This is a genomic window from Chryseobacterium mulctrae (genome assembly GCF_006175945.1).
GTDB lineage: Bacteria > Bacteroidota > Bacteroidia > Flavobacteriales > Weeksellaceae > Chryseobacterium > Chryseobacterium mulctrae.
The window spans coordinates 886,808-911,538 of the sequence record NZ_VAJL01000001.1 but is presented as its reverse complement, the minus strand read 5'-3'; the positions used below and the strand labels follow the sequence as shown (position 1 = coordinate 911,538).

At 32.4% G+C, this 24,731-nt stretch carries 19 protein-coding genes and 3 tRNA genes; 14 read left to right on the top strand and 8 right to left on the bottom strand.

The annotated features are described in order from the left end of the window. Positions 1-711: 711 nt before the first annotated feature. Complete coding sequence (locus FDY99_RS03980; RefSeq protein WP_139419351.1) at positions 712-3,831, top strand: M60 family metallopeptidase; 3,120 nt, start codon at positions 712-714, stop codon at positions 3,829-3,831. 675 nt (positions 3,832-4,506) lie between these two features. Continuing rightward, positions 4,507-5,709 carry a CynX/NimT family MFS transporter gene (locus FDY99_RS03975; protein WP_139419349.1) on the top strand — a complete coding sequence of 401 codons (1,203 nt, stop codon included), beginning with the start codon at positions 4,507-4,509 and terminating at the stop codon, positions 5,707-5,709. 310 nt (positions 5,710-6,019) lie between these two features. On the opposite strand, the gene FDY99_RS03970 is transcribed toward FDY99_RS03975, so the two are convergent. The 3 genes from FDY99_RS03970 to FDY99_RS03960 form a co-directional block, all read right to left on the bottom strand. Then, a tRNA-Arg gene (locus tag FDY99_RS03970) sits at positions 6,020-6,093 on the bottom strand. A gap of 32 nt (positions 6,094-6,125) precedes the next feature. Beyond that, positions 6,126-6,200, bottom strand: a tRNA-Pro gene (locus FDY99_RS03965). A gap of 13 nt (positions 6,201-6,213) precedes the next feature. After that, a tRNA-Ser gene (locus FDY99_RS03960) sits at positions 6,214-6,300 on the bottom strand. 136 nt (positions 6,301-6,436) lie between these two features. On the opposite strand from FDY99_RS03960, the gene FDY99_RS03955 reads away from it, so the two are divergent. The 4 genes from FDY99_RS03955 to FDY99_RS03940 all read left to right on the top strand — a co-directional run bounded on the left by FDY99_RS03955 (position 6,437) and on the right by FDY99_RS03940 (position 11,023). Then, complete coding sequence (locus FDY99_RS03955) at positions 6,437-7,462, top strand: N-acetylmuramoyl-L-alanine amidase (protein ID WP_139419347.1); 1,026 nt, start codon at positions 6,437-6,439, stop codon at positions 7,460-7,462. 68 nt (positions 7,463-7,530) lie between these two features. Further along, the gene (gene aspA, locus FDY99_RS03950; protein ID WP_102978508.1) at positions 7,531-8,931 is read left to right on the top strand and encodes an aspartate ammonia-lyase; all 1,401 of its coding nucleotides are present in this window, start codon (positions 7,531-7,533) and stop codon (positions 8,929-8,931) included. Positions 8,932-9,021: 90 nt separating this feature from the next. Beyond that, positions 9,022-9,876, top strand: coding sequence for a glycosyltransferase (locus FDY99_RS03945; RefSeq protein WP_139419345.1), 855 nt, complete (start codon positions 9,022-9,024; stop codon positions 9,874-9,876). A gap of 118 nt (positions 9,877-9,994) precedes the next feature. Further along, positions 9,995-11,023 (top strand): glycosyltransferase family 4 protein, encoded by a 1,029-nt coding sequence (locus FDY99_RS03940; RefSeq protein ID WP_139419343.1) that lies wholly within the window; start codon positions 9,995-9,997, stop codon positions 11,021-11,023. Here FDY99_RS03940 and FDY99_RS03935 read toward each other — a convergent pair. From FDY99_RS03935 to FDY99_RS03925, 3 genes are all read right to left on the bottom strand, one after another. Further along, positions 11,016-12,491 carry a lipopolysaccharide biosynthesis protein gene (locus FDY99_RS03935; protein ID WP_139419341.1) on the bottom strand — a complete coding sequence of 492 codons (1,476 nt, stop codon included), beginning with the start codon at positions 12,489-12,491 and terminating at the stop codon, positions 11,016-11,018. The genes FDY99_RS03940 and FDY99_RS03935 overlap by 8 nt on opposite strands. A gap of 9 nt (positions 12,492-12,500) precedes the next feature. Then, positions 12,501-13,295 (bottom strand): FkbM family methyltransferase, encoded by a 795-nt coding sequence (locus FDY99_RS03930; protein WP_139419338.1) that lies wholly within the window; start codon positions 13,293-13,295, stop codon positions 12,501-12,503. Positions 13,296-13,399: 104 nt separating this feature from the next. Further along, positions 13,400-14,077, bottom strand: a complete 678-nt coding sequence (locus FDY99_RS03925; protein WP_139419336.1) for a DUF2461 domain-containing protein — start codon at positions 14,075-14,077, stop codon at positions 13,400-13,402. A gap of 273 nt (positions 14,078-14,350) precedes the next feature. Here FDY99_RS03925 and FDY99_RS03920 point away from each other — a divergent pair, with 273 nt between their 5' ends. The 8 genes from FDY99_RS03920 to FDY99_RS03885 all read left to right on the top strand — a co-directional run bounded on the left by FDY99_RS03920 (position 14,351) and on the right by FDY99_RS03885 (position 22,706). Next, complete coding sequence (locus tag FDY99_RS03920; RefSeq protein ID WP_102978514.1) at positions 14,351-16,072, top strand: DEAD/DEAH box helicase; 1,722 nt, start codon at positions 14,351-14,353, stop codon at positions 16,070-16,072. Between the two features lie 232 nt (positions 16,073-16,304). After that, positions 16,305-16,943, top strand: a complete 639-nt coding sequence (locus FDY99_RS03915; RefSeq protein ID WP_074229593.1) for a DUF47 domain-containing protein — start codon at positions 16,305-16,307, stop codon at positions 16,941-16,943. A 15-nt stretch (positions 16,944-16,958) separates the two neighbouring features. Then, positions 16,959-18,101: an inorganic phosphate transporter gene (locus tag FDY99_RS03910; RefSeq protein WP_102978515.1), complete on the top strand. Its 1,143-nt coding sequence runs from the start codon at positions 16,959-16,961 to the stop codon at positions 18,099-18,101. A gap of 102 nt (positions 18,102-18,203) precedes the next feature. Then, on the top strand, positions 18,204-19,175 hold the full coding sequence (locus tag FDY99_RS03905; protein ID WP_074230251.1) for a polyprenyl synthetase family protein: 972 nt from the start codon (positions 18,204-18,206) through the stop codon (positions 19,173-19,175). 73 nt (positions 19,176-19,248) lie between these two features. Further along, positions 19,249-20,205, top strand: coding sequence for a GSCFA domain-containing protein (locus tag FDY99_RS03900; protein WP_139419334.1), 957 nt, complete (start codon positions 19,249-19,251; stop codon positions 20,203-20,205). Between the two features lie 31 nt (positions 20,206-20,236). Continuing rightward, the gene (locus FDY99_RS03895; protein ID WP_139419332.1) at positions 20,237-20,764 is read left to right on the top strand and encodes a DUF4269 domain-containing protein; all 528 of its coding nucleotides are present in this window, start codon (positions 20,237-20,239) and stop codon (positions 20,762-20,764) included. 5 nt (positions 20,765-20,769) lie between these two features. After that, positions 20,770-21,537, top strand: a complete 768-nt coding sequence (locus tag FDY99_RS03890) for a TatD family hydrolase (protein ID WP_139419330.1) — start codon at positions 20,770-20,772, stop codon at positions 21,535-21,537. 11 nt (positions 21,538-21,548) lie between these two features. Next, positions 21,549-22,706, top strand: coding sequence for a hypothetical protein (locus FDY99_RS03885; RefSeq protein ID WP_139419328.1), 1,158 nt, complete (start codon positions 21,549-21,551; stop codon positions 22,704-22,706). Positions 22,707-22,744: 38 nt separating this feature from the next. Here FDY99_RS03885 and FDY99_RS03880 read toward each other — a convergent pair whose 3' ends face one another. Both FDY99_RS03880 and FDY99_RS03875 read right to left on the bottom strand, forming a co-directional pair. Continuing rightward, positions 22,745-24,013 (bottom strand): DEAD/DEAH box helicase, encoded by a 1,269-nt coding sequence (locus tag FDY99_RS03880; RefSeq protein WP_139419326.1) that lies wholly within the window; start codon positions 24,011-24,013, stop codon positions 22,745-22,747. A gap of 166 nt (positions 24,014-24,179) precedes the next feature. Then, positions 24,180-24,671 carry a DUF6438 domain-containing protein gene (locus tag FDY99_RS03875; protein ID WP_139419325.1) on the bottom strand — a complete coding sequence of 164 codons (492 nt, stop codon included), beginning with the start codon at positions 24,669-24,671 and terminating at the stop codon, positions 24,180-24,182. Positions 24,672-24,731 lie beyond the last annotated feature (60 nt).

Sequence of the window (24,731 nt, the reverse complement as noted above, 5' to 3'; positions counted from 1 at the left end):
TGTGGGTGCAAAGATAGAATATTTTTTTGTAATTCAAAATAAAATTTGCAATAATTTTTCGTGACTATTAGAATTTTATTTTTTTGCTATCATTATGATGTTAATAATCATGGATTTATCTGAAATTAAAAAATTAAAAGAATTTTATAATTTCACTTTGATAATATAGTGTTAGTGATTATAATTAAAAGTTGGGAAAGTTAAATTATCTTTTTTATGTAGTACAGTATTTTAAGATATATCAAATTGTCTTTAGAAAATTACTCGAATTGTGCTGAATGATCGATTTGAAGCTGCTTGTGTAAGCTTGCACGTTTTTATAACCTTCTTTATATACGATTGCAGAGATTGTCAATTGATTAACGCAAAAACTACAGACTTTAATTATATAATAAAACATGACATCTGCTAATATAAAAATGACAGAAAGCAGGTCCGAACTATTTCAAAAAATTAATATCTTTTCTTCTATTTAGAATATATAATTTATAATAAATGTTTTGTTTTCTTGTGAAATATTAAAAAAAATATCTTCGATTTTGATCCTAATAATTATTTTCTTTTTAAACTAAATTATTTTAATTAAAAATAATAAATTGATAATGTGTATGTTATATTTTTTTTAAGAGAAAGATTACTTTGTTGAAAAACTTATATAAAGAATTAATATATTTATCTTTCAATTATTGATAATCAAAAATTTAACACAAGATGAAAAACAATTTTTTTATTATTTTATTTCTTTTCTTCTTACAGACGGCTTTTGCTCAGCAATATAAAATGCCTGTAATTTATGTGAGATCGTTACAACCAGCGCAATCAGAAATGGATGCAGTAATGTGTAATGATAATAATGTCAATACACTTTATCATTCCGGATATAATTTAAGTACTGCAATTCCAGATCAATTAAATTTCAATTTTTCCAATCGAGTAAAAAGTATAAATAAATTGATATATAAGCCAAGGCTTTCTGGTACTCTCGGAATTTGGACAAGTGTAAAGATTTCATATTCTACACAATCAAGCCCTACAGTTTTTACTACAGCAACCGGAGTTATTTCTTGGGCGGCTAATAATACGGCTAAAACCATAGATTTGCCTACAGCAATTATTAATCCTGCCGTTATAAGAGTAGATGTTTTGAGTGCTCAGAATAATTATTCAACCTGTGCAGAAATGGAATTTTATTCTTCAGAACAAATGGATCCTGTACAAACAGAATGTACACTTGCAACCAGTGAGTTTGCAGCTTATACAGATATTCAAGTATTACCCTTGGTTACAGGATCAGTTGCTTCAAGTTTCCAGCCGGGTGCAAACATTCAGTTGTCTTTTGATGGTGATGTTAGCACAATTTATCATTCCAATTGGAATGGAACAGCAGCCAGCTTTCCTATTTCTTTGACTTATAGATTTAATGGACAAACGGCAATGAATTATCTAAAATATACGCCAAGACAGAATGGTGAAAATGGTTTTTTTGGAAATGTGAAAATAAGTTACAATACTGTTTCCAATCCCACTTATATTGATCTTTTAACACAAAATTTCGCACAAACAGGCACAAGTAAAACGGTGATTTTTCCTTCCACAATTACTCCATTAAATGTTAAAATTGAGGTTTTAGATGGCAAAAATAATTTTGCAAGCTGTGCTGAAATGGAGTTTTTTCGAACAAATCCAAATGGTTTTAATTCTTCGCTGTATTCTAATTTATTTAATGATAGTATTTTTAGTACACTAAAGCCTTCTGTTACTCAGCAGGATATTAATGCTATTACCTCACCATTCATAAAAGGATTAGCTCAATGTTTGTTAAATAATACCTATAATAAGAAATACAGAGTTCAGACATTTAGTTCTTATAAAACAACTGAATCTATAAACAGTCAATATAAAATAGGAAATTATAACGGATTTGAAAATCCTACAGGAATTGCATTTCAATCAAACACGACAGCAATTATTTTTGCAAAAGATATTACAAATATAAATAGAGCTTATTTAAAAATAAGAGATTTTGCTACAGAAGGATCTTCTTCTTCTCAAAATTATTATGAATTGAAAAATGGATTAAACATTATTGAGATTAAGAATGCAGGACTTGGATATATTGCTTATTATACTGATGATGCAAATGCGGTACCTATATCGTTAAATATCACAGCAGGTATTGTAAATGGTATGTATAAAAAAGGTACAACATCTACAGAATGGGCAGAAATGTTAACCAATAATGTTTATCCAAAAATTGATATAGAAGGTTATTACACAAAACTTGTAATTGATAAGTTTGCTGTAAGTAATTTTCATTTTACAACAGCGCAACCTTTAATTGATAAGTATGATGTAATTGCAAAGTCTGAAAGAGAAATGATGGGCTTTTTTAAGTTCAATAAAAATTTTAAAAACAGACAACTTGTTTATACTGAATCTTCAGGAGGTTGGTTTGCGGGAGGTTTAGGCGTTCATTTAGATCTTTCTTGGGGACTTTCAAATTCGACTTCGGCAACTGGGTTTAGCCTTTGGGGGGTCACTCATGAATTAGGACATATAAACCAGATAAGACCAGGCTTGAAATGGATTGGAACCACAGAAATTACAAATAATTTATATTCATTGTGGGCATATTACAATTTGTATTCACCCACAGGAACTAACCGGTTTACAAGGCTAGAAGGTGAAATTGCAGATCAAACAGCTTTTCCTAAAGTTGCCGGGAACAGATTTGGAGAAATTATTATTCAGACACAGATTAATGGGAATAATATTATGGATCAGTTCGGAACAAATTATGCGAACCCAACTGATGCGTATTTTAGAAGCCTTGTTCCGTTTTGGCAATTAGAATTATATTATCAATTAGCAGGTGCTTCAAAAGGAGCTCCAACCCTTGCTTTTGATTCGGATATGTCAGATGAAGATATACAATCTCCAACAACCCCTGTTTCGGGAATAGATTATGCACATTGGTTGGCAATAGTAGCTGAGAAAGTGAGAACTACTGATGAATCACAACTCACGCAGGGGCAGTTGGTTATGAATTTTGTAAAGAATACGTGCGATGCGGTACAAGAAGATCTTACTGATTTCTTCACAAATACAGGATTTTTAAAACCTATTAATGCCACACTTTCAGATTATACAACCGATCAGCTTACGATTACACAAAGTATGATTGATGATACTAAGGCTTATATCTTAATGAAGGGGTACACAAAGCCGGTATCTCCGGTGATTAATTATCTTTCGGCAAACAGCTTGAATGCTTATAAAAATCTTCTTCCTGTTTCTGGTGTTACAGGGATTGGGGTTCAACTGATAAACAATGCACAAGGTCAGTTCTTATTGGTAAATAATTCTCAGTGGAGTAATGCTGTTGCATTTGAAACTTATGATACAAATAACCAATTAATTAGTGTTTCTATTGTAGGAACAGGAGATACTACATTGGCAAATACATATGTTGATTTCCCTTCCAATGCTGTAAAAGTTTATGCTGTGGGATACGACGGGCAAAAAATTCTGGTTTATCCGACAAATATGTTAGGTGTTAATGATATTAAAGTAAATAATAACAACATTATTATTTATCCAAATCCTCTAAAAAATGGACAAAAATTAGTTATTGATATTAAAAATTCAAAAGAAAACCTGAAAGCAGAAATGTATGATATGACAGGTAAGTTATTTATTTCTGTAAAAGGATCTTTAAAAGGTATTAATGAGGAAATTAATAATCAAATGCAGAATTTAAAAACTGGAATTTATATTATTTCAATAAATGATGGAACTAATAAATATCAATCCAAGATTATTAAAGAATAATATTTTATATATATGAATTAAAAATCCTCATGTGAAAGCTTGAGGATTTTTAATATTTTAAAGATATTTTACAGTTTCTTTTTAATTAGATGCAGTAAAACACATTGCAACGTTCTACATAAAGATCAAAAAATGCACTGAAATTTTCAATTAATTAAAATTATATTAACCCCCAATTTAATATCCTCGCTAATCCTGAAGAACAACTATTAGCTCATAAAAATAAAAAGACTCACAATCTTTATTGTTAGTCTTTTTATTTGTGAATGAATAATTGTCGAATTGTTTAATTCTTCACTTTTTGTAAATCTATTTCCGGCGAAATGCCTTTCATTTTTATGCTTTGCACTTTACCTTTTTATCTAAACTAAAGATGGGAAATATCTCTGTACTCTCATGTAATGACAAAAGTGTTTGCTTTGATTTCCTTTAAAAAAATCTCAACTCTTCCAAACCATTTATCTTTATATAGCCGATTAAAGCTTCATTTTTAAGGTTGTATTTATGCATACATTATAATGTACCCAATCGTCTTCAAGCTAAACAAAATTAAGCCTGGGAAATTTCATCAACGTCTAAAGTTCCGGCAGAAATTATGTCGTTTCAGATTGATATTATGGCAAATTTATATAAAATAACCAAGCTAATTTTGTAATATCAATTTTATAGAACATCATGAAAAATAAAATAAGAGAGGGTTTTTCTTACATCCTGTTGATAATAAATGTGTTAGTTTTGGTTTTAGTGTCTAGTAATTTGCGTTCTCCCATTACTTCTGTAGGTCCGGTTCTGAATCAAATTAGTAATTCGCTTCATTTAAATAATTTGCAAAGCAGTATGCTCACGTCAATTCCTCTCATGATGTTTGCGAGTTGTTCGGTTTTGGTGAGTAAATTTTCGCACCGTTTCAGTATCAATCGATTTTTATTATACGCATTGATTATTTTAAGTTTCGGGCTTTTTATGCGAGTATTTGGCTCGGTCTGGACTTTATTTACTGGGTCAGTATTTATTGGCTTAGGAGTTTGTATCGGAAATGTTATTACGCCGGGTTATATTAAAAATAATTTTCCGAAACAGATAGGTTTAATGACCGGTATTTTTGCAGTCTCTATGAATCTTACTGCTGCTTTGGCTTCAGGATACAGTGTGAGTCTTGGTGAATGGACAGGATATGGATGGCGTGGTTCTTTAGGAATTTGGCTCGTAATTGCATTGTTAGCATTGTTTGTCGTAGCTGTAGAATTGTTGCTGAATAAATCTAGAGTACAACAGACTGGGACTTCGCTTGTTAAATCTGATTTTAATATGTTTAAATCTAAACAGGCTTGGAATATCAGTATTTTTATGGGACTTCAGTCTTTAGTGTATTATTCATTAATCTCTTGGCTGCCGGCTGTTCTTGGCGATTATGGAATGCAGGGAAACGAACCGGGTTGGATTTTATTTATCATACAGATTTCGATGATTCCAATCACTTTTGTAGGGCCAATTATTGCAAATAAAATGAAAGATCAAAAAGCGATGATCGTTTTTATCTTTATATTGATGCTCACCAGTGTTTTGATGTTTGCCTGGTTGAGATCAGAATGGATTTATGTAACCGCAGTATTATTAGGTTTATCAAATGGTCTTTCATTTAGTTTATCAATTTTATTTTTCTCTTTACGAACAAAATCCAGTGCCAATGCAATTAAAATTTCAGGAATGGCACAATCTGTAGGGTATTTGATAGCAGCTTTCGGACCAGCTATTTTTGGTAAATTACACGATTTTGACTTCTCTTGGAAGTGGTCTTTTTACTTTTTAGGACTTTCGATTACAACAATGTTTTATTTTGGAATGAAAGCGGCAAGAAGAAAATTTGTAGAAGATTAAATGAGAAATTTTACAGCTGAAAAAGAATGGGGGGATTTTTCCAATAATTTGCTAAATAATATTTGGTGAATTATTTTAGAAAAAAATGATTTAGCAAAATATAAAAAGTTCAAAAAAATAAAAAAACTCACAATAGAAATTGTGAGTTTTGTGTGAGCGCGAAAGGATTCAAACCTAAGACCGTCCCGATTAAATCGGGATGCTTTATTCATTTGAATATTTGTCGAAAGATTTTAGAAGAAACTATGCGGTAAAATATAGTAAGTTCATTAAAACAAAAAAACTCACAATAGAAATTGTGAGTTTTAAGTGAGCGCGTCAGGATTCGAACCTGAGACCGTCTGCTTAGAAGGCAGATGCTCTATCCAGCTGAGCTACGCACCCATTGAATAGTTTTGAGAAAACTATTAAAACAGTCGGGGCGGCAGGATTCGAACCTGCGACCTCCTGGTCCCAAACCAGGCGCGATGACCGGACTACGCTACGCCCCGAGAATAATAAGTGCGGAGAGTAAGGGATTCGAACCCTTGGTACCGTTTCCAGTACGCATGTTTAGCAAACATGTCCTTTCGGCCACTCAGGCAACTCTCCTAAATAACGTCTTTTTGAATGATCGCTGCTCCGTTATTGCGAGTGCAAATATAGAACAGATTTCTTTATTTACCAAATAAATTTCAGAAAAAAATTGTGTATTTTTACGCTTATAAATGATTAAAAATTTAAACTAATGCGTAAGACATTATATATCATAAGCTTAAGTACACTTGTTTTTTCATGTACGTCACAAAAAAATATTAAAAAAAATACGTACCGCTCGAAAACTCCAGTCTCACAACCAAAAACTGTCATTAATTCTACTTCTCAGGAAAAAATTAAACCACAAATAACAAAAGAAAGTGGAGTAGAGTTTTTTACTACCAATATTGCAGATATCACTAAAAATGATAATACGGCAAGTTACGGTTCTATTGTTTCGGCAAAACCTGCAGGATATAAAGTGGTGAAGACCCATTTCCCCGCAATTGCACAAAATTTCAGACAAAAATATCTGATTCTTCATTACACCGTTTTACCGGATGATAAATCGGTAACAGTTCTTACTCAGCAAGGCGTTAGTGCACATTATCTTGTAAATAATTTAGGTGACAATGAGATCTATCAATTGGTAGACGAAAACAAACGTTCTTATCATGCAGGAGTAAGTGCATGGCGTGCAGATAAAAACCTAAACGACACCTCAATTGGAATTGAGATCGTCAATATGGGATTTACAGCTGATGCAACTGGAGCAAGAACCTTTCAGCCTTTTAGTGATGACCAAATTAAAAAAGTGGCAGCTTTGGCTAAAGATATTGTAACCAGATATAATATTCCTGCAACCAATGTTTTGGCGCATTCAGATATTGCCCCTTTAAGAAAACAAGATCCGGGTCCACAGTTTCCTTGGAAAAAATTGTACGACGAATATCAGATAGGAATGTGGTATGACGAAGCTGCAAAACAAAATCTTTTGACTTTAGCACAGACTGATGTTTCAACGAGATACAATGACTCTCCGTTCATCTTTTTGGTTCAGACTGCATTGCAGAAATTTGGTTACGAAATTTATCCTAACGGAAAGTGGGATGATGCTACCAAAAAAACAATTGAAGCATTGCAATATCACTTCAGACCTCAAAACTACGATGGGATTATGGATGCCGAAACATGGGCAATTCTTCAAGCTTTAAATCAAAAATATCCTACAAAATAAATTTTTAAAGCGCATCTTTACGGTGCGTTTTTTATTAATCAAATAATTAAACTATTAAATAATATTTAATGGAAAATTTCAGACAAGAAAGTGATTTACTCGGTGAATTAAATGTGCCGTTAAATGCTTATTACGGAGTTCAGACTCAAAGAGCAATAGACAATTTCAAAATTTCAGGACAGCTTTTGTCATCATATCCGGAATTTATTAAAGGTTTGGCGTATGTGAAAAAAGCGGCTGCTAAAACCAATTATGAATTAGGTCTTTTAGATCAGGATTTATATTTTAAAATTGCAGAAACCTGTGACGAGTTAATCGGTGGATTATTCCACAGCGAATTTCCGGTAGATATGATTCAGGGTGGAGCAGGAACTTCTATTAACATGAATGCTAATGAAGTAATTGCGAACCGAGTTTTAGAAAAATTAGGTAAAAATAAAGGTGAATACGAATTCTGTTCGCCAAACGATCATATCAATCTTTCGCAGTCTACCAATGATGCATATCCTACCGCAATCAAAATGGGATTGTTGCAGATGAACGAAAATTTAGTGAAAAAATTGGTGGGAATCGTGGAAGCTTTCCGTGAAAAAGGAAAAGAGTTTCATGATGTCATTAAAATGGGAAGAACGCAACTTCAGGACGCTGTTCCGATGACGATGGGACAAGAATTTGAAGCATTTGCAGCAACTTTAGAAGAAGATATTTCTAAATTAAATAACAACGCCAATCTTTTTGTTGAAGTCAATATGGGTGCAACGGCAATTGGTACCGGAATCAACGCTCCAATCGGTTATGCTACGCTTTGTGCTAAAAATTTAGCTGAACTGACGGGATATCCGGTGATTTCTGCTCCAGATTTGGTTGAAGCAACTCCAGATACAGGTTCTTATGTGATTTATTCTTCAGCAATGAAGCGTCTTGCGGTGAAACTTTCTAAAATCTGTAATGATTTAAGATTGCTTTCTTCAGGACCTAGAGCCGGATTATCTGAAATTAATCTTCCGCCAATGCAACCCGGTTCATCGATTATGCCTGGAAAAGTAAATCCTGTAATTCCGGAAGTGGTTAATCAGGTTTGTTTTAAAGTGATTGGAAATGATTTGACAGTGACTTTTGCTGCTGAAGCCGGACAATTACAATTAAACGTAATGGAGCCCGTTCTTTCGCACGCGATTATGGAAAATATTCACTTCTTGTGTAATGCTCTAGAAACGCTTCGTGAAAAATGTGTCATCGGAATTACTGCCAATAAAGACGTTTGTCTGAATATGGTAAAACACAGCATTGGAATTGTAACTGCTTTGAATCCTTACATCGGATACAAACAGTCAACAAAAATTGCAAAAGAAGCTTTAGAAACCGGTAAAAGTGTTTATAATTTAGTTCTGGAACAGAATCTACTTTCTCAGGAAAAATTAGACGAAATTCTGGACCCTAAAAATATGTTGAAACCGCACAATAAATAATATTAACGATAATTGATAAATGATAATTGATGCAAGCTAATTGTTGAATTTTATCATTTATCAATTGTTATTCATCATTGGTAATTTACATTGAAATTTTTAATCATAATTCCTGCACACAACGAGGAAAATAATCTTCCGTTTACTTTAGATTCTTTACAACAGCAAAGTTTTAAGGATTTTAAAGTAGTAGTGGTGAATGATGGCTCGACTGATAAAACTTCAGAGGTCATTAAAAAATACGCTGACCGAGATTCCCGATTTGAAACCATTAATTTGGAAAAATCCCTGCACCAACCAGGTTCAAAGGTAGTTGCGGCTTTTAAAAAAGGTTTAAAAACCCAGGATTTGAATCAGTTTGATGTTATCTGCAAGTTTGATTCGGATATTATCTTGTCTGAAAATTATTTACAAACTGTCGCAGATTCTTTTGTGAAAAACCCTGATTACGGTTTGGTTGGAGGACTATTATATGTTGAAAAAAACGGAGAATGGGTGTATGAAGGAAATTCCAACAAACATCATGTTCGTGGTCCGATGAAAGCGTATCGAAAGGAATGTTTTCTTCAAATGGGTGGTTTGCGTGAAACATTGGGTTGGGATAATATTGATGCAATTCTTCTGCAAAATTTAGGGTGGAAAGAAGTTGTTCTTCCTGATTTACACGTAAAATTAATTAAAGTAAAAGGTGCAGATTATACCATAAAACCAGCTGATTATTATGGACGATATTTTTATTTCTTAGGCTTAAATCGCTTCCTGACTTATGTTGCGGCAGCAAAAGAATCTGCAAAAATAAAATCGCCTTCTTTTTTATTTCAGATTATCAGTTCGTACGAAAAATGCAAATCTCAAAATCTTGAGTTGAAAATTTCAAAAGATGAACAAAAAGTGATTAATGAGCAGCGTTGGAATCAGTTTAAGAAGAAATGGTTTAAAATGTGATACATTTTAAATTTCAATAGAAATGGGCGTGTCATCCTGAGCTTGTCGAAGGAAGACCATATTTTTAATACAATGAATACAATTGGCTTTAGCCAAAACTTAAAATCTAAATTTCACTTTGAAAAAAATAGCTTACATAGAAATCGATACCCACGCAGAAATTGCGGCCGATTTTATGAATTTGATGAACGATTCAGAAGAATTTTCTGTGGATTATTATTTTTCAGAAAGAATTAAAAATCAGATTCAAACAAGTGACGAAGCTGTTTTTTTATCAGATAATTCGATGATTTTAGACCAGCTTAAATCTAAGAAATATTACCTGATTATTATTGGAACAGTTCATCGTTACTTCAATACTTTTTTGAATATTACCAATAAATATAAAACAGCTGTTATTGTTCATAATCTCAATTTTTCAAAGGCTTCCAAATTAGGTTTAATCAAAAATGTTTTCAAAGAAGATGTTATTTACCGATTGAAATTATGGTGGAAGGAAGGTCTTTTTAATACATCAAAAGTTTATAAAAAATCAAAGAATCTTTTGGTTTTGGATAAAGAATTTTCTTCGCAGGAATGTCAGTTTTTGCCACTTTTTTACACCAAAGAATTTCCTCAAAATAAGAATGAAAGATTCACTGTTGTAATTCCGGGCGGAGTTTCTCAAAAAAGACGTGATTATCAACATGTTTTAGAGGTAATTCAAAAAGCTGAAAGAGCGAAAAACATTGAATTTGTTTTTTTAGGTAAAGCAAAAGGAGAGGAGCTTGAAGCGATTGAGAGAATTTCTAATCAATTTAATATTACCTATTTCAAAGAAAGAGTTTCGCAGCAAGATTTTGAAATGTGGATGAAAAAAGCGGATGTTTTGTGGTGCCCGATTCAGCAGCAAACAGAATTTTTCAGCCAAAAAGAAGTGTACGGAAAAACAAAAATGACCGGAAATATTGGGGATGCAATAAAGTTTGGTAAAATCGCTGTTTTCCCCGCAAATTATACTTCAAATCTAGATTTTATTGTTCCTGAAAAAGAAAATGTTATTGAGCAGTTTTACGAATTGCAGAATGCTCAATATGATTTTCAGAAAGAATACAGCAAACAAACAGTTCTTGAAAATTTAGAAAATCTTCTTCACAAGCTTACTTAAATTTCAAAATACTTTTAAAGAATTTCATATTCAGATAATCTTCGATCGGGAATATTTTGGTGAAATGATTTCCAATAAATATAAGCACTAAAACAACAGCCGGTTTATAAATAAGATTAATGAAATTATTATCAAAAACAGGCAAAACAATCGCCACCGTAATCGCTAAAGTACAGATAATCGAAACGAAAATCATTTCAATAGAAAAAGGCGAAACCTTAAACACGAAATAATTGAAAATAACTTTAATAAGATTGTAAAGAGTAACCGAAATTGCGGTTGACAGCGCAATTCCAATCAATGAAAGGTCGGTGTGGTTGATGAAATACCAGTTTAAGCTAATCGTTAAACCAGCCAGTAAAAGCATTACGATAATATTGAATTTGTAATATCTTGAAAGTGAGATAATATTTCCGTTAAAACCTGTCGCTAAATCCATTAAAACTGCAGAACCCCAAATCCAGATAACCGGTTCGTACATTCTTAATAAATCTCCTTTATTCGGCATGAAATGCGTTAAATAAGGGAATCCTACCATAATACAGCCAAACAAAACAGCTCCTAAAAAATAAATAGTTAACGATGTTTTTTTATGAAATCTGTCAAGTTCTTTCATGTCTCCATCGGCTAAATTTTTTCGGATAATCGGCGCAGAAATATTAAATAATCCCAATTGTGGAATGGAAATCAATGAAATAAGTGCCAATAAAATGCTGTAAACCGCGATTTCTTCTTCACCAATAAATTCACCGATCATATAGTTGTTGATTGCCATATGATTTCCGAAAGTTCCTAAAAATCCAAAGAAACTATACGCCGCAAATTCTTTGTAAAAATTATCTTTTTTAAAGTAATCTCTGCTGAAATCAAAGTATATTTTGTCAAGTTTATTGGTGTAATAAATATATCCTGTAAGCATTAAAGCAAACATTCCGAAGAAAAAAGCTAATGCAATCTGCTCTGAAAACTGAAAATAAAAAAACAGACAGAAAGAACCTAAGTTGGCTAATTTCGGCAAAAGATTGTCGAAGATATTAGAAACAACAATTCTTTTATAATTGGAAATATATCTATTGAAAATCGCACATAAAGAAAGCGTTAAAACAAGCGGCAAAATGTATTTTTTGCTTTCCCAGATTTTCATTTTTGTAAATTCGGGGAAAAAGCTTGGGATAAGGAAAAAAACAACCAAAAAGATTAAAAAATTAATATAAACCAATGCTAGAGAAAGAGACAACATATTTTGATGTTTGTCGTCTTCATGAGCCTTTCCAAAAAACTTCACATTCGAATATGAAATTCCCAACACCACAAAAGGAACCAGCATTTCTGCAGCAGACATGATGTATCTTAGTTTTCCGTAAAAAAAGAGGTCGTTGGTGAAAATAAAAATGGAGAACATCCCGATCAACGTCGCGACGTACCCGATAATGGAATACTTAAAACCCTGCCTTGCTACTACACTCATATTTAGATTTTAAACGTTTTTGGGAAAGAAAATGATATTGTTGATGTAGTCGGTTTTATTTTTTTCGTCGCTGATGTTTTTTAATAAAATTTCTTCAGTCAGTTTTTCGAGGGTAAATGTTTTTCGGTTTAGATAATGCGCTTCAAAACCCCAGTTTTCAACTTCGAAAATCTCGTTCCAAATGGGTTGATCGTGGTGTCTTTGTTCCATTTCAACCATTAAGGTTGGTTTGAATTTTTGTATGGTATCTTTTCCGCCAAAAAGAGTTTTCATTTCGTTTCCTTCCACATCGATTTTGATGAAATCTATTTTTTTGATGTTTTTAGATTTCGCCCAATCATCCAGCTTTACAACTTCTACGGTTTCTGTATAAGAGTTTTCTTCGTCTTTTTCTTTGTAAGAAGTATTTAAAGTGCCTCTTGAGGCAACCATTTTTCCTTTAATGATCGGAACTTTAAATTGTGCCGTCGTATTTTCGTCAGAAAGTGCCACAGAAGAAATATGCATCGTCGGGAAAAGTCTTCTCAGTCTGATGTTGAGTTTTTTATTAGGCTCAAAAGCGTAAATATTCTTGTGATTCAGCTTGTTTTCAAACTGGTAAAGAAAAGTTCCTACATTGGCTCCGATGTCAAAAATTACAGCATCGTTTTTTAAATATTCTTTGATCCAAACCAACTCTGGCTCTACATTACGGCCTGAAAAATTTTCTTTGGTGAGATTTTTTAAACTTTTAAAATACCTCTGTTTATAAAAACTTGGACTGATGTACTGTAGTTTTTCTGCGAGTTGCTGGTATAAAGACATTGTATGGAAATTTGACGACCAGCAAAGGTAATGAAAAATGTTAAATTGTTGTTAAAAATATTTAATTGTAATAGGTTGATTATCAGTGTTTATTTTGCTTTTGTTTAATTTTTAAGATTTGAAATTGAGGTATCTAGAAAATCATTCAAAGGTTTTGCAGCTTCAAATATTTTTGAAACGTTTTTTACAGCATTTTTATCAGAAAGATCTTTGTTGGTGATGTTGTGAACTCCAATGAAACTTTTTAGTTTTAAATATTCTCCCATCGGATCTTCTTTTTCAAAGCCTTGTGGAACGTTCTTTAGTTTGTGCTCCTGATCGAGTTCCTCATAATATTTTTTGAAATCTTTATCATCGATTGCTTTCAGGAAATCATCTTTAAAAAGAGAGATTTCTTTTCTGATTTCTTTTAAAACAGGTGAGTCCGGTAAATAAATTCCGCTTCCTAAAAAAGATTTCCCGGGTTGTACATGAAGATAAAATCCTGCTTTTGTATTTATCTTACCCATTCCAAGTGAGGCTCCGAAATAGTTTTTGTATGGCGTTTTGTCTTTTGAAAATCGGGTGTCTCGGTAGATTCTGAGCAAAGATTTTTTAGCATCAAGTTTTAAAATAGTTTCATCAAACTTTCCCATTTCGCTAATCAGCTCTTCAGTGAAATCCTGAAAATCTGATTGTGCTTCAAGAAAAAGATTTTTATTATCATTAAACCATTCTCGGTTGTTGTTTTTATCAATAAGTTTTAAAAAATCAAATACTTTGGATGAAATCTGAGATGCCATATTTTAAATTTTAATCAAATGTAAATAATAATATTCAAAATAAATACCCATAGAATTTTCATTAATTCATAATTATTACTCTACAAAATGTATTATTTGCTAATTGTGATTATTGTTGAAAAATTTTTAAATTAAAAATAAAAAAGATGTAGTTTTTTTGTCTAAATATAAAAATGATTGTGGTTTTCTAAAATAAAATTATCAATTCGTTAATATTGTATAATTCAATATCCAAATAAAAACCGTATCTTTGCAAAAATTTTATAATATTTAATGAATTTATTTACGGAGACCAATTTAAGTCCTGATATCCTTAAGGCCATTGGCGAACTGGGTTACGAAAGCCCGACAGAAATCCAAAAACAGACTATCCCTTTCATTCTTTCAGATATTCGCGATCTAATCGCACTTGCGCAGACAGGGACAGGCAAAACAGCAGCGTTTTCGCTTCCGATTTTGGATATGATTGACGATACGAGTCGCAAAATCCAATTTTTGGTGCTTTGTCCGACACGAGAATTATGTCTTCAGATTACAAAAGACATCAAAAATTATTCAAAGTACATGCAGAACATCAAAACTACAGCAGTTTACGGTGGAAGCAGTATTATGGATCAGATTCGTTCTTTAAAGGAAAAACCACAAATTATTGTGGGAACTCCTGGAAGAGTAATCGATTTGATTAACAGAAAAGCATTAGACTTTTCAGCAATTCACTGGTTGGTTTTAGACGAAGCAGATGAAATGCTTTCAATGGGTTTCAAAGACGAGTTGGAGACCATTATGAAAGAAACTCCTGAAACAAAACAAACTTTCTTGTTCTCGGCAACGATGAGCAAAGAGGTGGAGCGTATTTCAAAAAATTATTTGACAAAACCTCACCGTATCTCTGTGGGTTCTATTAACGAAGTTAAAAAGAACATTAAGCACGAATATTATGTGGCTGGTTACCGTCAGAAAAAAGAGGCTTTGAAGAGATTAATCGATTCAAACCCTAATCAATACTCAATTATTTTCTGTAGAACAAGAATGGAAACTCAGGAAGTTGCCGATTTCTTGATGCAGAATGGGTATGCAGCAGATGCTCTTCATGGTGATCTTTCTCAAGCGCAGAGAGATACGGTAATGAAGAAATTCAGATTGAAAAATATCGATATTTTGGTGGCGACTGATGTTGCAGCTCGAGGATTAGATGTAGATTCTTTAACTCACGTTGTACATTATTCTTTACCAGATGATCCTGAAGTATTCGTTCACAGAAGTGGTAGAACGGGTAGAGCAGGAAAAGATGGTATCTCTATTTCTTTAATTAAACCTGAAGAAAGCAGAAAATTGAAGCAGATTAAATCTGTTACAAAGATTGAGATCGTTGAAGCTAGAATTCCCACAGGTGAAGATATTGTAAAAGCTCAGGTTGCAGGTGTTTTCGAAAACTTGTTAGAAGTACACGAAGATTTCTTTGAATTTGATGATTCATTGATTCCTGATCTTTCTGAATTTACAAAAGAACAATTGGTGCACAAATTACTTCAGTTCCAGTTAAAAGATCTTGCTTTGTACTACAAAGACAGACATGATCTTCTCGAGCAGAAAATGAGCAGCAGAGATGATGACAGAGGAGGAAGAGACCGCGACAGAGGAAGAGATCGTGACAGAGGAAGAGATCGTGATAGAGGCCCAAGAGGAGATCGTGACGGAAGAAGCGACAGAGGAAGAGGTGATCGTGGTGGAAAACCTAGACAAAGAGACGAGAACATGACTAGATTTTTCTTCAATCTTGGTAAAAAAGATCAGTTGAAAAAATTAGATGTTTTAGAAATCATCAACAAGGCTACTTCAAGCAAAGGTAACAAGAGAGCTGAAATTGGTAATATCGAAATTCTTGAGAAATTCTCATTCTTTGAGATTGAAAAATCTTATAAAAATGAGCTTTTAGGAAATATCCAATCAATGAAGTTCAAAGGAAAAGATATGAGAGCTGAAGAAGCTAACTAATCTTATTCATACCATATTAAAAAAGCCGGCATTTTTTGTCGGCTTTTTTGTTTATATTTTATTTAAACAATTGTTTAAAATATTGATTCAAAGGCTTGTACAAAGATGCAGGTTGATAGTGGTTTTTTATGTGAACAAATATTACTTCAATGTGAACAAAAATTAACGCTGGATGCTTTTTGGTGACATGGTTTTTTAGGAAATTTGCACACGAATTTATAAATACTATAAAATGGGCATTGGTAATATTTTCCACGCTTTTCAACCGAAAGATAAAATCTTCTTTGTACTTTTCGAAAAAGTTACAGATAACCTGGTTGCTATGTCTAACGATTTTAATCATGGAATCAAAGATTTTGATCTGAATGATGATTCTATGTTAAAATTGATGAGCGACTACGAGCACAAAAATGATGAGCTTACTCACGAGATTTTCGTTGAATTGGGGAAAAACTTCATTACACCTTTTGATCGTGAAGATATTCACACTTTAGCTACAGGTTTAGATGATATCGCAGATTATATTTACGCTTCTGCTAAATATATCTTCCTTTACAAATCTCCTTTGATGAAGGCTTATGCAGATTTTTCATTATTGATTCACAAAGCTTGTCTTGAGATTCAGAATGCGATGAAAAACCTTAAAGGTTTCAAAAATATGGAGCAGGTGAAAGAAGCTTGTATTAAAGTAAACTCTATAGAAAATATTGCAGATGATCTTCTTTCAAATTCTATGGTAGAATTGTTTGAGACCAATGATGCAATTAATATTATTAAAATTTCATCAGTATTAAATTACCTTGAAGTAGTAACCGATAAAGCAGAAGATGTTGCCAATACAATTGAAAACATCATGATTAAATACGCATAAAACAATATAACAGAAATGGAATTTCCTATTTTACTTACGGTTATTATTGCTTTAGCTTTAATCTTCGATTATATCAACGGTTTTCATGATGCGGCAAACTCTATTGCAACCATTGTTTCTACTAAAGTTCTTACACCGTTTCAGGCGGTACTTTGGGCAGCGGTTTGGAACTTTGCAGCTTTCTTTATTGCTGTTTATATTATCGGAGAATTTAAAATTGGTAATACAATTGCAAAAACCGTCAACGAAAACTTTATTACTTTAGAAGTAATTTTTTCAGGACTTATTGCGGCAATTGCTTGGAATCTTTTAACATGGTGGTTTGGTATTCCTTCATCATCATCACACACTTTGATTGGTGGATTTTTAGGAGCAGCATTAATGCACGCTTTTCTGTTAGATTACCGCGAAGTTGTTGCAAGTCAACCTGACTTAGGAATGTTTGCTACGCTAAAAGAAGCGATGATGAAAGTAACCACACAAGATGTTGTGAAATTTAGCAAAGTAATTCCTATTTTCTTATTCATATTCTTAGCTCCGGTTATTGGGATGATAATTTCAATTATCATTACTTTAATTATCGTTCATTTATATAAAAAATCAAATCCGCATAAAGCAGATAAATCATTCAAAAGACTTCAGTTGGCATCTTCGGCTTTGTTCAGTTTAGGACACGGTTTGAATGATGCTCAGAAAGTAATGGGGATTATTGGTGCAGCTCTTATTTACTACCACGTAAATATGTTGCAGGATCCTGTTTATTTGAATATTGAAGCGGCAGAACGTTTTAATTATTTCTCTAAACATTACATGTGGGTTCCTTTGGTTTCTTTCATTGCCATTGCATTAGGAACAATGAGTGGTGGATGGAAAATCATCAAAACAATGGGAACCAAAATTACAAAAGTAACACCATTGGAAGGAGTAAGTGCTGAAACAGCAGGAGCAATCACGCTTTTCATCACTGATCACTTTGGTATTCCGGTTTCTACAACACATACCATTACAGGGTCAATTATTGGAGTAGGTCTTACGAAAAGAATCTCTGCGGTACGTTGGGGAATCACGGTAAGCTTACTTTGGGCTTGGGTTTTAACAATTCCTATCTCGGCGATTGTTGCTGGAGTTACTTATTTGATAATTACCTATTTCTCATAAGCGAAAAATTTTATCACAATACAAAACTTTGTCCGTTTGGGCAAAGTTTTTTGTTTTACAACCCCTGAGAAAATCGTATTTTTGTTCAAATTAAAATCTTTTATGGAATTCTTAGACACCTACCAACAGATTGTTGCTGATGCTATTACTAAATATACGTTTAAAGACAAACCTACAGAGCTGTATGAGCCGATGAATTATATCATCTCGCACGGTGGAAAACGTCTCCGTCCGATTATGGTTTTAATGGCTTGCGACTTGTTTGGTGGTGATCAGAAAGAAGCGATAAAGCCGGCTTTGGCGATTGAGTTTTTTCACAACTTTACGTTAATTCATGACGATATTATGGATGAAGCTCCGCTAAGAAGAAATAAGCCGACTATTCATACCATTCACGGTCTTAATACTGGGATTCTTTCAGGAGACGGTTTAATGCTTAAAGCCTATAAGTTTTTTGAAGATCTGGAACCTGAAATTTTTAAAGCTTGTGTAAGAATTTTCACTCATACAGGTTTGCTTCTTTGTGAAGGTCAACAATATGATATTAATTTTGAAACTCAGGAAAATGTAACGTTTGAAGATTATATCAGAATGATTACTTACAAGACCGGAGTTTTGAGCGCATCTTCTTTTGAGATTGGAGCAATGATCGCTAAAGCACAGTTTAAAGATGCCAAAGCAATTTTCAATTTCGGAAAACATATCGGTATCGCTTTCCAGATTATGGATGATTATTTGGATGTTTTTGGTGATCAGGCTCAGTTCGGTAAAAAACATGCCGGAGATATTTATGAAAACAAAAAAACAGTACTTTATCTTTTGGCAAGAGAGCACGGAACTGAAGAAGAACGTAAAGAATTAGACTATTGGTATTCTAAAAAAACTGATAACATCGATAAAGTTTACGGTGTTGAAAAGATTTTCAGAAGAACAAGAGTTGACGAAAAAGCATTACGCTTAATCGAAAAACATAATGAAATCGGACAAAGCTATCTTGCAAAAATAGATGTTCCCGAAGAAAAGAAAAAACCATTCTCTGAACTTGCAAATTACTTGTTGAGAAGAGAGAGTTAAATTTAGATAGTAGATTTTAGGTTGCAGGTAGTAGTTTCCTATAACCTAAAATCTGCAACCTTTTACCTGCAAAATGAAATTCCGTACAGAAGTTGACATACAATCATCGCAGCAAAAAATTGAAATTGAAGATAAAATATTTTCAATAGGCTCTTGCTTTGCTTCGGAAATGTCAGATTTGTTTCAGAAAGGTCAGCTTCAGACGGTAAATAATCCTTTTGGGACGATTTTTAATCCGTTTTCGATTAACAATTCAATAAAAAGGCTTCATGATTCAGAGTTTTACTACGAAGACGATTTAATTGCGTATAATGACGAATATATTTCTTTGGATCATCATACCAATTTTGATACAAGATACGTTCACCAGACTTTAGATAAAATCAATTCGAAAATAGAAGAGGGAAACCGTTTTCTGCAGGAATCCAATTGGGTGATTATTACTTACGGAACTTCGTTTATCTATGAATTTGAACCTAAAAAAAAGCTGGTTGCGAATTGTCACAAAATCCCACAAAAATTCTTTGAAAAAAGACTTTTAACTTATCAAGAACTCACAGATTCTATTTACGATACAATCATTAATCTTCAGGATATTTGTCCTGAAAATGTCCAAATTTTGTTTAGTGTTTCACCCGTTCGTCATACAAAAGACGGAATGATTGAAAACCAATTGAGCAAATCTAAGTTGATAACGGCGATTCATGAAGTGGGTTCACAATTTGAAAATTGCCATTATTTACCGATTTACGAAATCTTAATGGATGATTTGAGAGATTATCGGTTTTATAAAGATGATTTGATACATCCTAATTCACAGGCTGTTAATTATATTTTTGAGAAATTTGGTGAAGCTTATTTTTCTGATGAAACCAAAGATTTTATTAAAGAAAATTTTAAAATCAATAAAGCTTTGGAACATCGAACAGATGATGAAAAAGACCCGAAATTTATCGAGTTTAAAGAAAAACTGAATCTGAGAATTGAAGCTCAGAGACAAAAAGTAAAACACGATATATTCAAGGTTTAAAGTTCAATGTTTAATGTTAAAACCTAATGTAATGATTGATTTTACAAAACTCGATTATCTGAAAATAGGAAATGAAAAGCAAAAAAGAGCTTACGAAATTCTTACAAAATATAAAATTTTCGAAAAATTAGACAATTATTCACCACTTTTAACTGGTACAATTCCCATCGAAATTGATATTGAAAATAGTGATTTGGATATTATTTGTGAAGTTGATTTTAGATATGAAGAAGATTTTCTGGAAGAAATAAGCTTAAGTAAATTAATTCCGTATGAAGTTGATGTTATACTTGAATATCCAAATTTAAATGATGAGAAATGTATTACTTTAAATTTTATGTTGGAAGAATTTCCAATCGAAATTTTTGCACAAAATAAACCGACAATTGAGCAAAATGCTTACCGCCATATGATTGCAGAATATAAAATTTTGCAGGAAAAAGGAGAAGAGTTTAAACAAAAAATAATCGATCTTAAGAAAAAAGGTATAAAAACCGAGCCGGCTTTCGGAATGCTTTTAGGTTTAGAAAAACCTTATGAAGATCTTTTAAAATTTTAAAAATAATGATTGATACACATACGCATTTATATGCAGAAGAATTTGATGAAGACAGAAAGGAAACGATTCAGAGAGCTTTAGATAAAGGAATTACAGAGTTTTATCTCCCGGCTATTGACTCAGAATCGCACGAAAAAATGCTTCAGTTGGAAAGCGAATATCCTGATCAGATTTTTTCGATGATGGGATTGCATCCTTGTTATGTAAAGCCAGAATCTTGGGAAAAAGAACTTGAAATTGTAAAGAATTATCTTGACCAAAGACATTTTCCTGCGATCGGAGAAATTGGTATTGATTTGTATTGGGATAAATCGACTTTAGATATTCAGGTAAAAGCTTTTGAGCAACAGATTGACTGGGCGATAGAAAAAGATTTGCCCATCGTTATTCACACCAGAGAAAGTTTTGACGAAACTTTTGAAGTTTTAGAAAGAAAAAAACACACAAAACTTCGAGGAATTTTCCATTGTTTTTCAGGAAATTTAGAGCAGGCAAAACACGCTTTAGATTTAAACTTTATTTTAGGAATCGGTGGAGTAGTGACCTTTAAAAACGGGAAAATTGATCAGTTTTTAAATGAAATTCCATTAGATAAAATCGTTCTGGAAACAGATTCTCCTTATCTTGCTCCTGTTCCTTTCAGAGGAAAAAGAAATGAAAGCTCTTATCTTGATCTGGTTGCCGGAAAATTGGTAGATATTTATCAAAAAGATTTTGCAGAGATTGATAAATTGACGAGTGAGAATGCGAAGAGAATGTTTCAAAGAAATTAATTGAACGATTAATGAAGAGTACTTTGTTTAAATTTTTAGAAGATTCAAGAATGATGAAAATAATTATTTTTATCATTTACTTCATTATCAATTTTTTATTTTTAGTAAAATACGGCTCTCGTCAGGAAAAAGTGCCCATTTTATTTTTGGCTGTAATTTTTATTCTTATTCATGGAATATTCTATTTTAGTTATCATTCTATTGTAAATAAATTAAAACTAAGCTCAAAAACTATTTATGTTTTAGTGATTGTTACAGGTATTATCTATCTGTTTTTATCACACCTTACCAAAGATCCTTATGCCCTGAAGATTGATCGTTGGCAAACTGTCGAATATTCGCTTGATTACTGGCTTCATGGAAAATATATTTACAGCACCAGAAATTTTATGGGAAATGTTCCTTCTTATTTGCCTGGTCAGCTTTTATTTTTGGTGGGTTTTTATCTTATTGGAAATGTAGGATATTTGCAGGTTGTAAGTTTAGTGCTTTTTAGTTTTGCTGTCATAAAAGAATTTAAAACCAACAACATCCGTTTATTAGGGATTTTGATGATGTTTTTTTCTCTTTCTTTTATTTATGAAGCGGTCTGTAAAAGCGATTTCATTTCGTCTTTTATCATAGTTTCTTTTTTTATTATTTATTGGAATAAAAAATATAAAAATAATTATTTTCAGAAACCTTTACTTTTAGGTATTATTTTGGGTGTCTTATGCCTTACAAGAACTGTGGTGATTATTCCTTTAATTCTTTTTTTATGTAAACCATTTTTTATGGCTTCGTGGACAAAGAAAATTAAGTTTACTTCAATGTATCTTACCACTATTACCTTATTGCTCTTATCAATACTTTTGCCGGCTGAAAATTTTGATTACATTTTAGCTTATAATCCTTTAGGAATGCAAGGTCAGTCTAATATTTTTATCATCTTAATTTTTCTTTTATTATCTGTTCTTTTATCATTTATTGTAAAAGAAATCCAACATATTTTTTATCTGTCAACAATTCTTGTGTTTAGTTTAATGTGCAGTCACATTATCGAACAATTGTTAAGACAAACAACTTTTAATTATCTCAATATTACTTATCTCGCAGCAGCTTTACCTTTCTGTATCATAAGCTTTTGCTTTCTGTCACAGAAAGAAATTGCAGATAACAGTCAATTATAGATTCAACAAAAAAGCCTTCCAATCGGAAGGCTTTCATTTTATTTCTTTCTAGAAAAATTGCTTTTATTCTTTGGCTTTTTAAAACCGACATCTTTTCTCTGTTGACCAGGATTTGCTGGTTTTGGTCTCGGTGTAAAAGGTTTGTTGTTAGAATCTCTTTTCTCAACAACCAAATTATCGGTGTGATAAGGATGATCTTTTACGACAGGAATTTTCATTCCGATCAGTTTCTCTGTATCTTTTAAATTTAATAAATCTAAACCATCAACGAAAGAAAGTGAACTTCCTTCAGCTCCGGCACGACCTGTTCTTCCGATTCGGTGAACGTAAGTTTCTGCAACGTCCGAAAGCTCGAAGTTGATCACATATTTCAGTTCATCAATATCAATTCCTCTCGCTGCAATGTCTGTAGCCACCAAAATACGTGTTTTTCCTGATTTAAAATTATTTAAAGCATTCTGTCTCGCATTTTGAGATTTATTACCGTGAATCGCTTCTGTCGGGATATTAGCGGCTTGTAGTTTTTTAGCAATTTTATCTGCTCCGTGCTTTGTTCTTGAAAAAACTAAGACAGATTCAGAAATTTTATTTTGTAAAATATGAGAAAGAAGATCCAGTTTTTTATCTTTATCTACAAAATAAATAGATTGTTTAATAGTTTCTGCAGTAGAAGAAATTGGCGTTACAGACACTTTTATAGGAGTATTCAGAATAGAATCTGCCAATTTCTGAATTTCTGTAGGCATTGTTGCAGAGAAGAAAAGAGTCTGTCTTCTTTGGGGTAAAAGTTTAATAATTCTTTTTACATCGTGTACAAATCCCATGTCAAGCATTCTGTCGGCTTCATCCAAAACAAAAATTTCAAGATTTTTAAGAGAAATAATTCCCTGTGCAATAAAATCTAACAATCTTCCCGGAGTTGCTACCAAAATGTCAACACCTTTTCTCAAAGCTGCCACTTGATTTCCCTGTTTTACACCACCGAAAATTACCAGTTGTTTTAAGGGTAAATTTTTTCCGTATGCATTGAAGCTTTCTTCAATTTGTATAGCCAATTCTCTCGTTGGAGTAAGAATTAATGCTTTAATATGATTATTTTTCGGTCCTTTTCTTTCTGTAAGGTTTTGCAGAATTGGGATAGCAAAAGCCGCTGTTTTACCTGTTCCTGTCTGTGCTGTACCAAGTACATCTCTGTGTTCTAAAATCGATGGAATCGCTTGTTCCTGAATTGGAGTTGGTTTTTCGTAACCTTGGCTTTGAAGCGCATCTAAGATGGGCTTAATTAGTTTTAAGTCTGTAAATAACAAAATATATATTGCGTATTAAAATAATGCGGTCGAAGCAGTATACTTCATCATTTTTTAGCAGATCTGCCAAAAATTTTAACAGAATTTTTAAGTAATATCAATTACTATTTGGCTGAGAATGCCGCGAAATATGTTGCAAAGATAGTTTAAATAATTTTAAGTGTAATTATTGAACCTTTTCCCACTGCTGATTGTGCTTTAAATTCTCGAAAAATTGGTAAACTGTAATCAGTTTTTCAGTTCCTCGTTTTCCATAATCTTCGATGTTTTTAGATGATCCGTCATTAAATTTTACTCTAAGATAAGAAGTCGGCATATCTGTAATATTCCGTGAACCGTATTTTTCATTAAGACTTTTTATATCTAAATCGTCAAGAAGTGTAACCAGTTTTTTGTAATCAGCTTCTTTAATAGTTGTTTTGAATGTTCCTTCTCTGGGTTTACTAAATTCTCCTTTTGAAAACTCTTTCGAAAAATTAAAATGTTCGGCTTCCAAAATAGCTGTTCGGTCAGGATTGATGGTCATTTTAAAAATAGGGCAAGAACCAAAACAAGCTCCAGCTTCATATTCTATGGTTGAGTATTTTGACGAAGACATTTTCTGTGAAGAACATGAGAACAGAAAAATTATTGTCAATAAGCTTAATAAATATTTCATTGTTTTTTATTTAATATAAATCTTTCAATAAGTATTCCAAATAAAAAGAGAAACCTTTTG

Excerpts from the sequence above, each read along its gene's own strand:
- FDY99_RS03925 (WP_139419336.1), bottom strand. The coding sequence starts at position 14,077 with ATGGCATCTCAGATTTCATCCAAAGTATTTGATTTTTTAAAACTTATT.
- FDY99_RS03935 (WP_139419341.1), bottom strand. The coding sequence starts at position 12,491 with ATGAGTGTAGTAGCAAGGCAGGGTTTTAAGTATTCCATTATCGGGTAC.
- FDY99_RS03920 (WP_102978514.1), top strand. The coding sequence starts at position 14,351 with ATGAATTTATTTACGGAGACCAATTTAAGTCCTGATATCCTTAAGGCC.
- FDY99_RS03900 (WP_139419334.1), top strand. The coding sequence starts at position 19,249 with ATGAAATTCCGTACAGAAGTTGACATACAATCATCGCAGCAAAAAATT.
- FDY99_RS03885 (WP_139419328.1), top strand. The coding sequence starts at position 21,549 with ATGAAGAGTACTTTGTTTAAATTTTTAGAAGATTCAAGAATGATGAAA.
- FDY99_RS03890 (WP_139419330.1), top strand. The coding sequence starts at position 20,770 with ATGATTGATACACATACGCATTTATATGCAGAAGAATTTGATGAAGAC.
- FDY99_RS03980 (WP_139419351.1), top strand. The coding sequence starts at position 712 with ATGAAAAACAATTTTTTTATTATTTTATTTCTTTTCTTCTTACAGACG.
- FDY99_RS03875 (WP_139419325.1), bottom strand. The coding sequence starts at position 24,671 with ATGAAATATTTATTAAGCTTATTGACAATAATTTTTCTGTTCTCATGT.
- FDY99_RS03975 (WP_139419349.1), top strand. The coding sequence starts at position 4,507 with ATGAAAAATAAAATAAGAGAGGGTTTTTCTTACATCCTGTTGATAATA.
- FDY99_RS03955 (WP_139419347.1), top strand. The coding sequence starts at position 6,437 with ATGCGTAAGACATTATATATCATAAGCTTAAGTACACTTGTTTTTTCA.
- FDY99_RS03915 (WP_074229593.1), top strand. The coding sequence starts at position 16,305 with ATGGGCATTGGTAATATTTTCCACGCTTTTCAACCGAAAGATAAAATC.
- aspA (WP_102978508.1), top strand. The coding sequence starts at position 7,531 with ATGGAAAATTTCAGACAAGAAAGTGATTTACTCGGTGAATTAAATGTG.
- FDY99_RS03930 (WP_139419338.1), bottom strand. The coding sequence starts at position 13,295 with ATGTCTTTATACCAGCAACTCGCAGAAAAACTACAGTACATCAGTCCA.
- FDY99_RS03905 (WP_074230251.1), top strand. The coding sequence starts at position 18,204 with ATGGAATTCTTAGACACCTACCAACAGATTGTTGCTGATGCTATTACT.
- FDY99_RS03895 (WP_139419332.1), top strand. The coding sequence starts at position 20,237 with ATGATTGATTTTACAAAACTCGATTATCTGAAAATAGGAAATGAAAAG.
- FDY99_RS03910 (WP_102978515.1), top strand. The coding sequence starts at position 16,959 with ATGGAATTTCCTATTTTACTTACGGTTATTATTGCTTTAGCTTTAATC.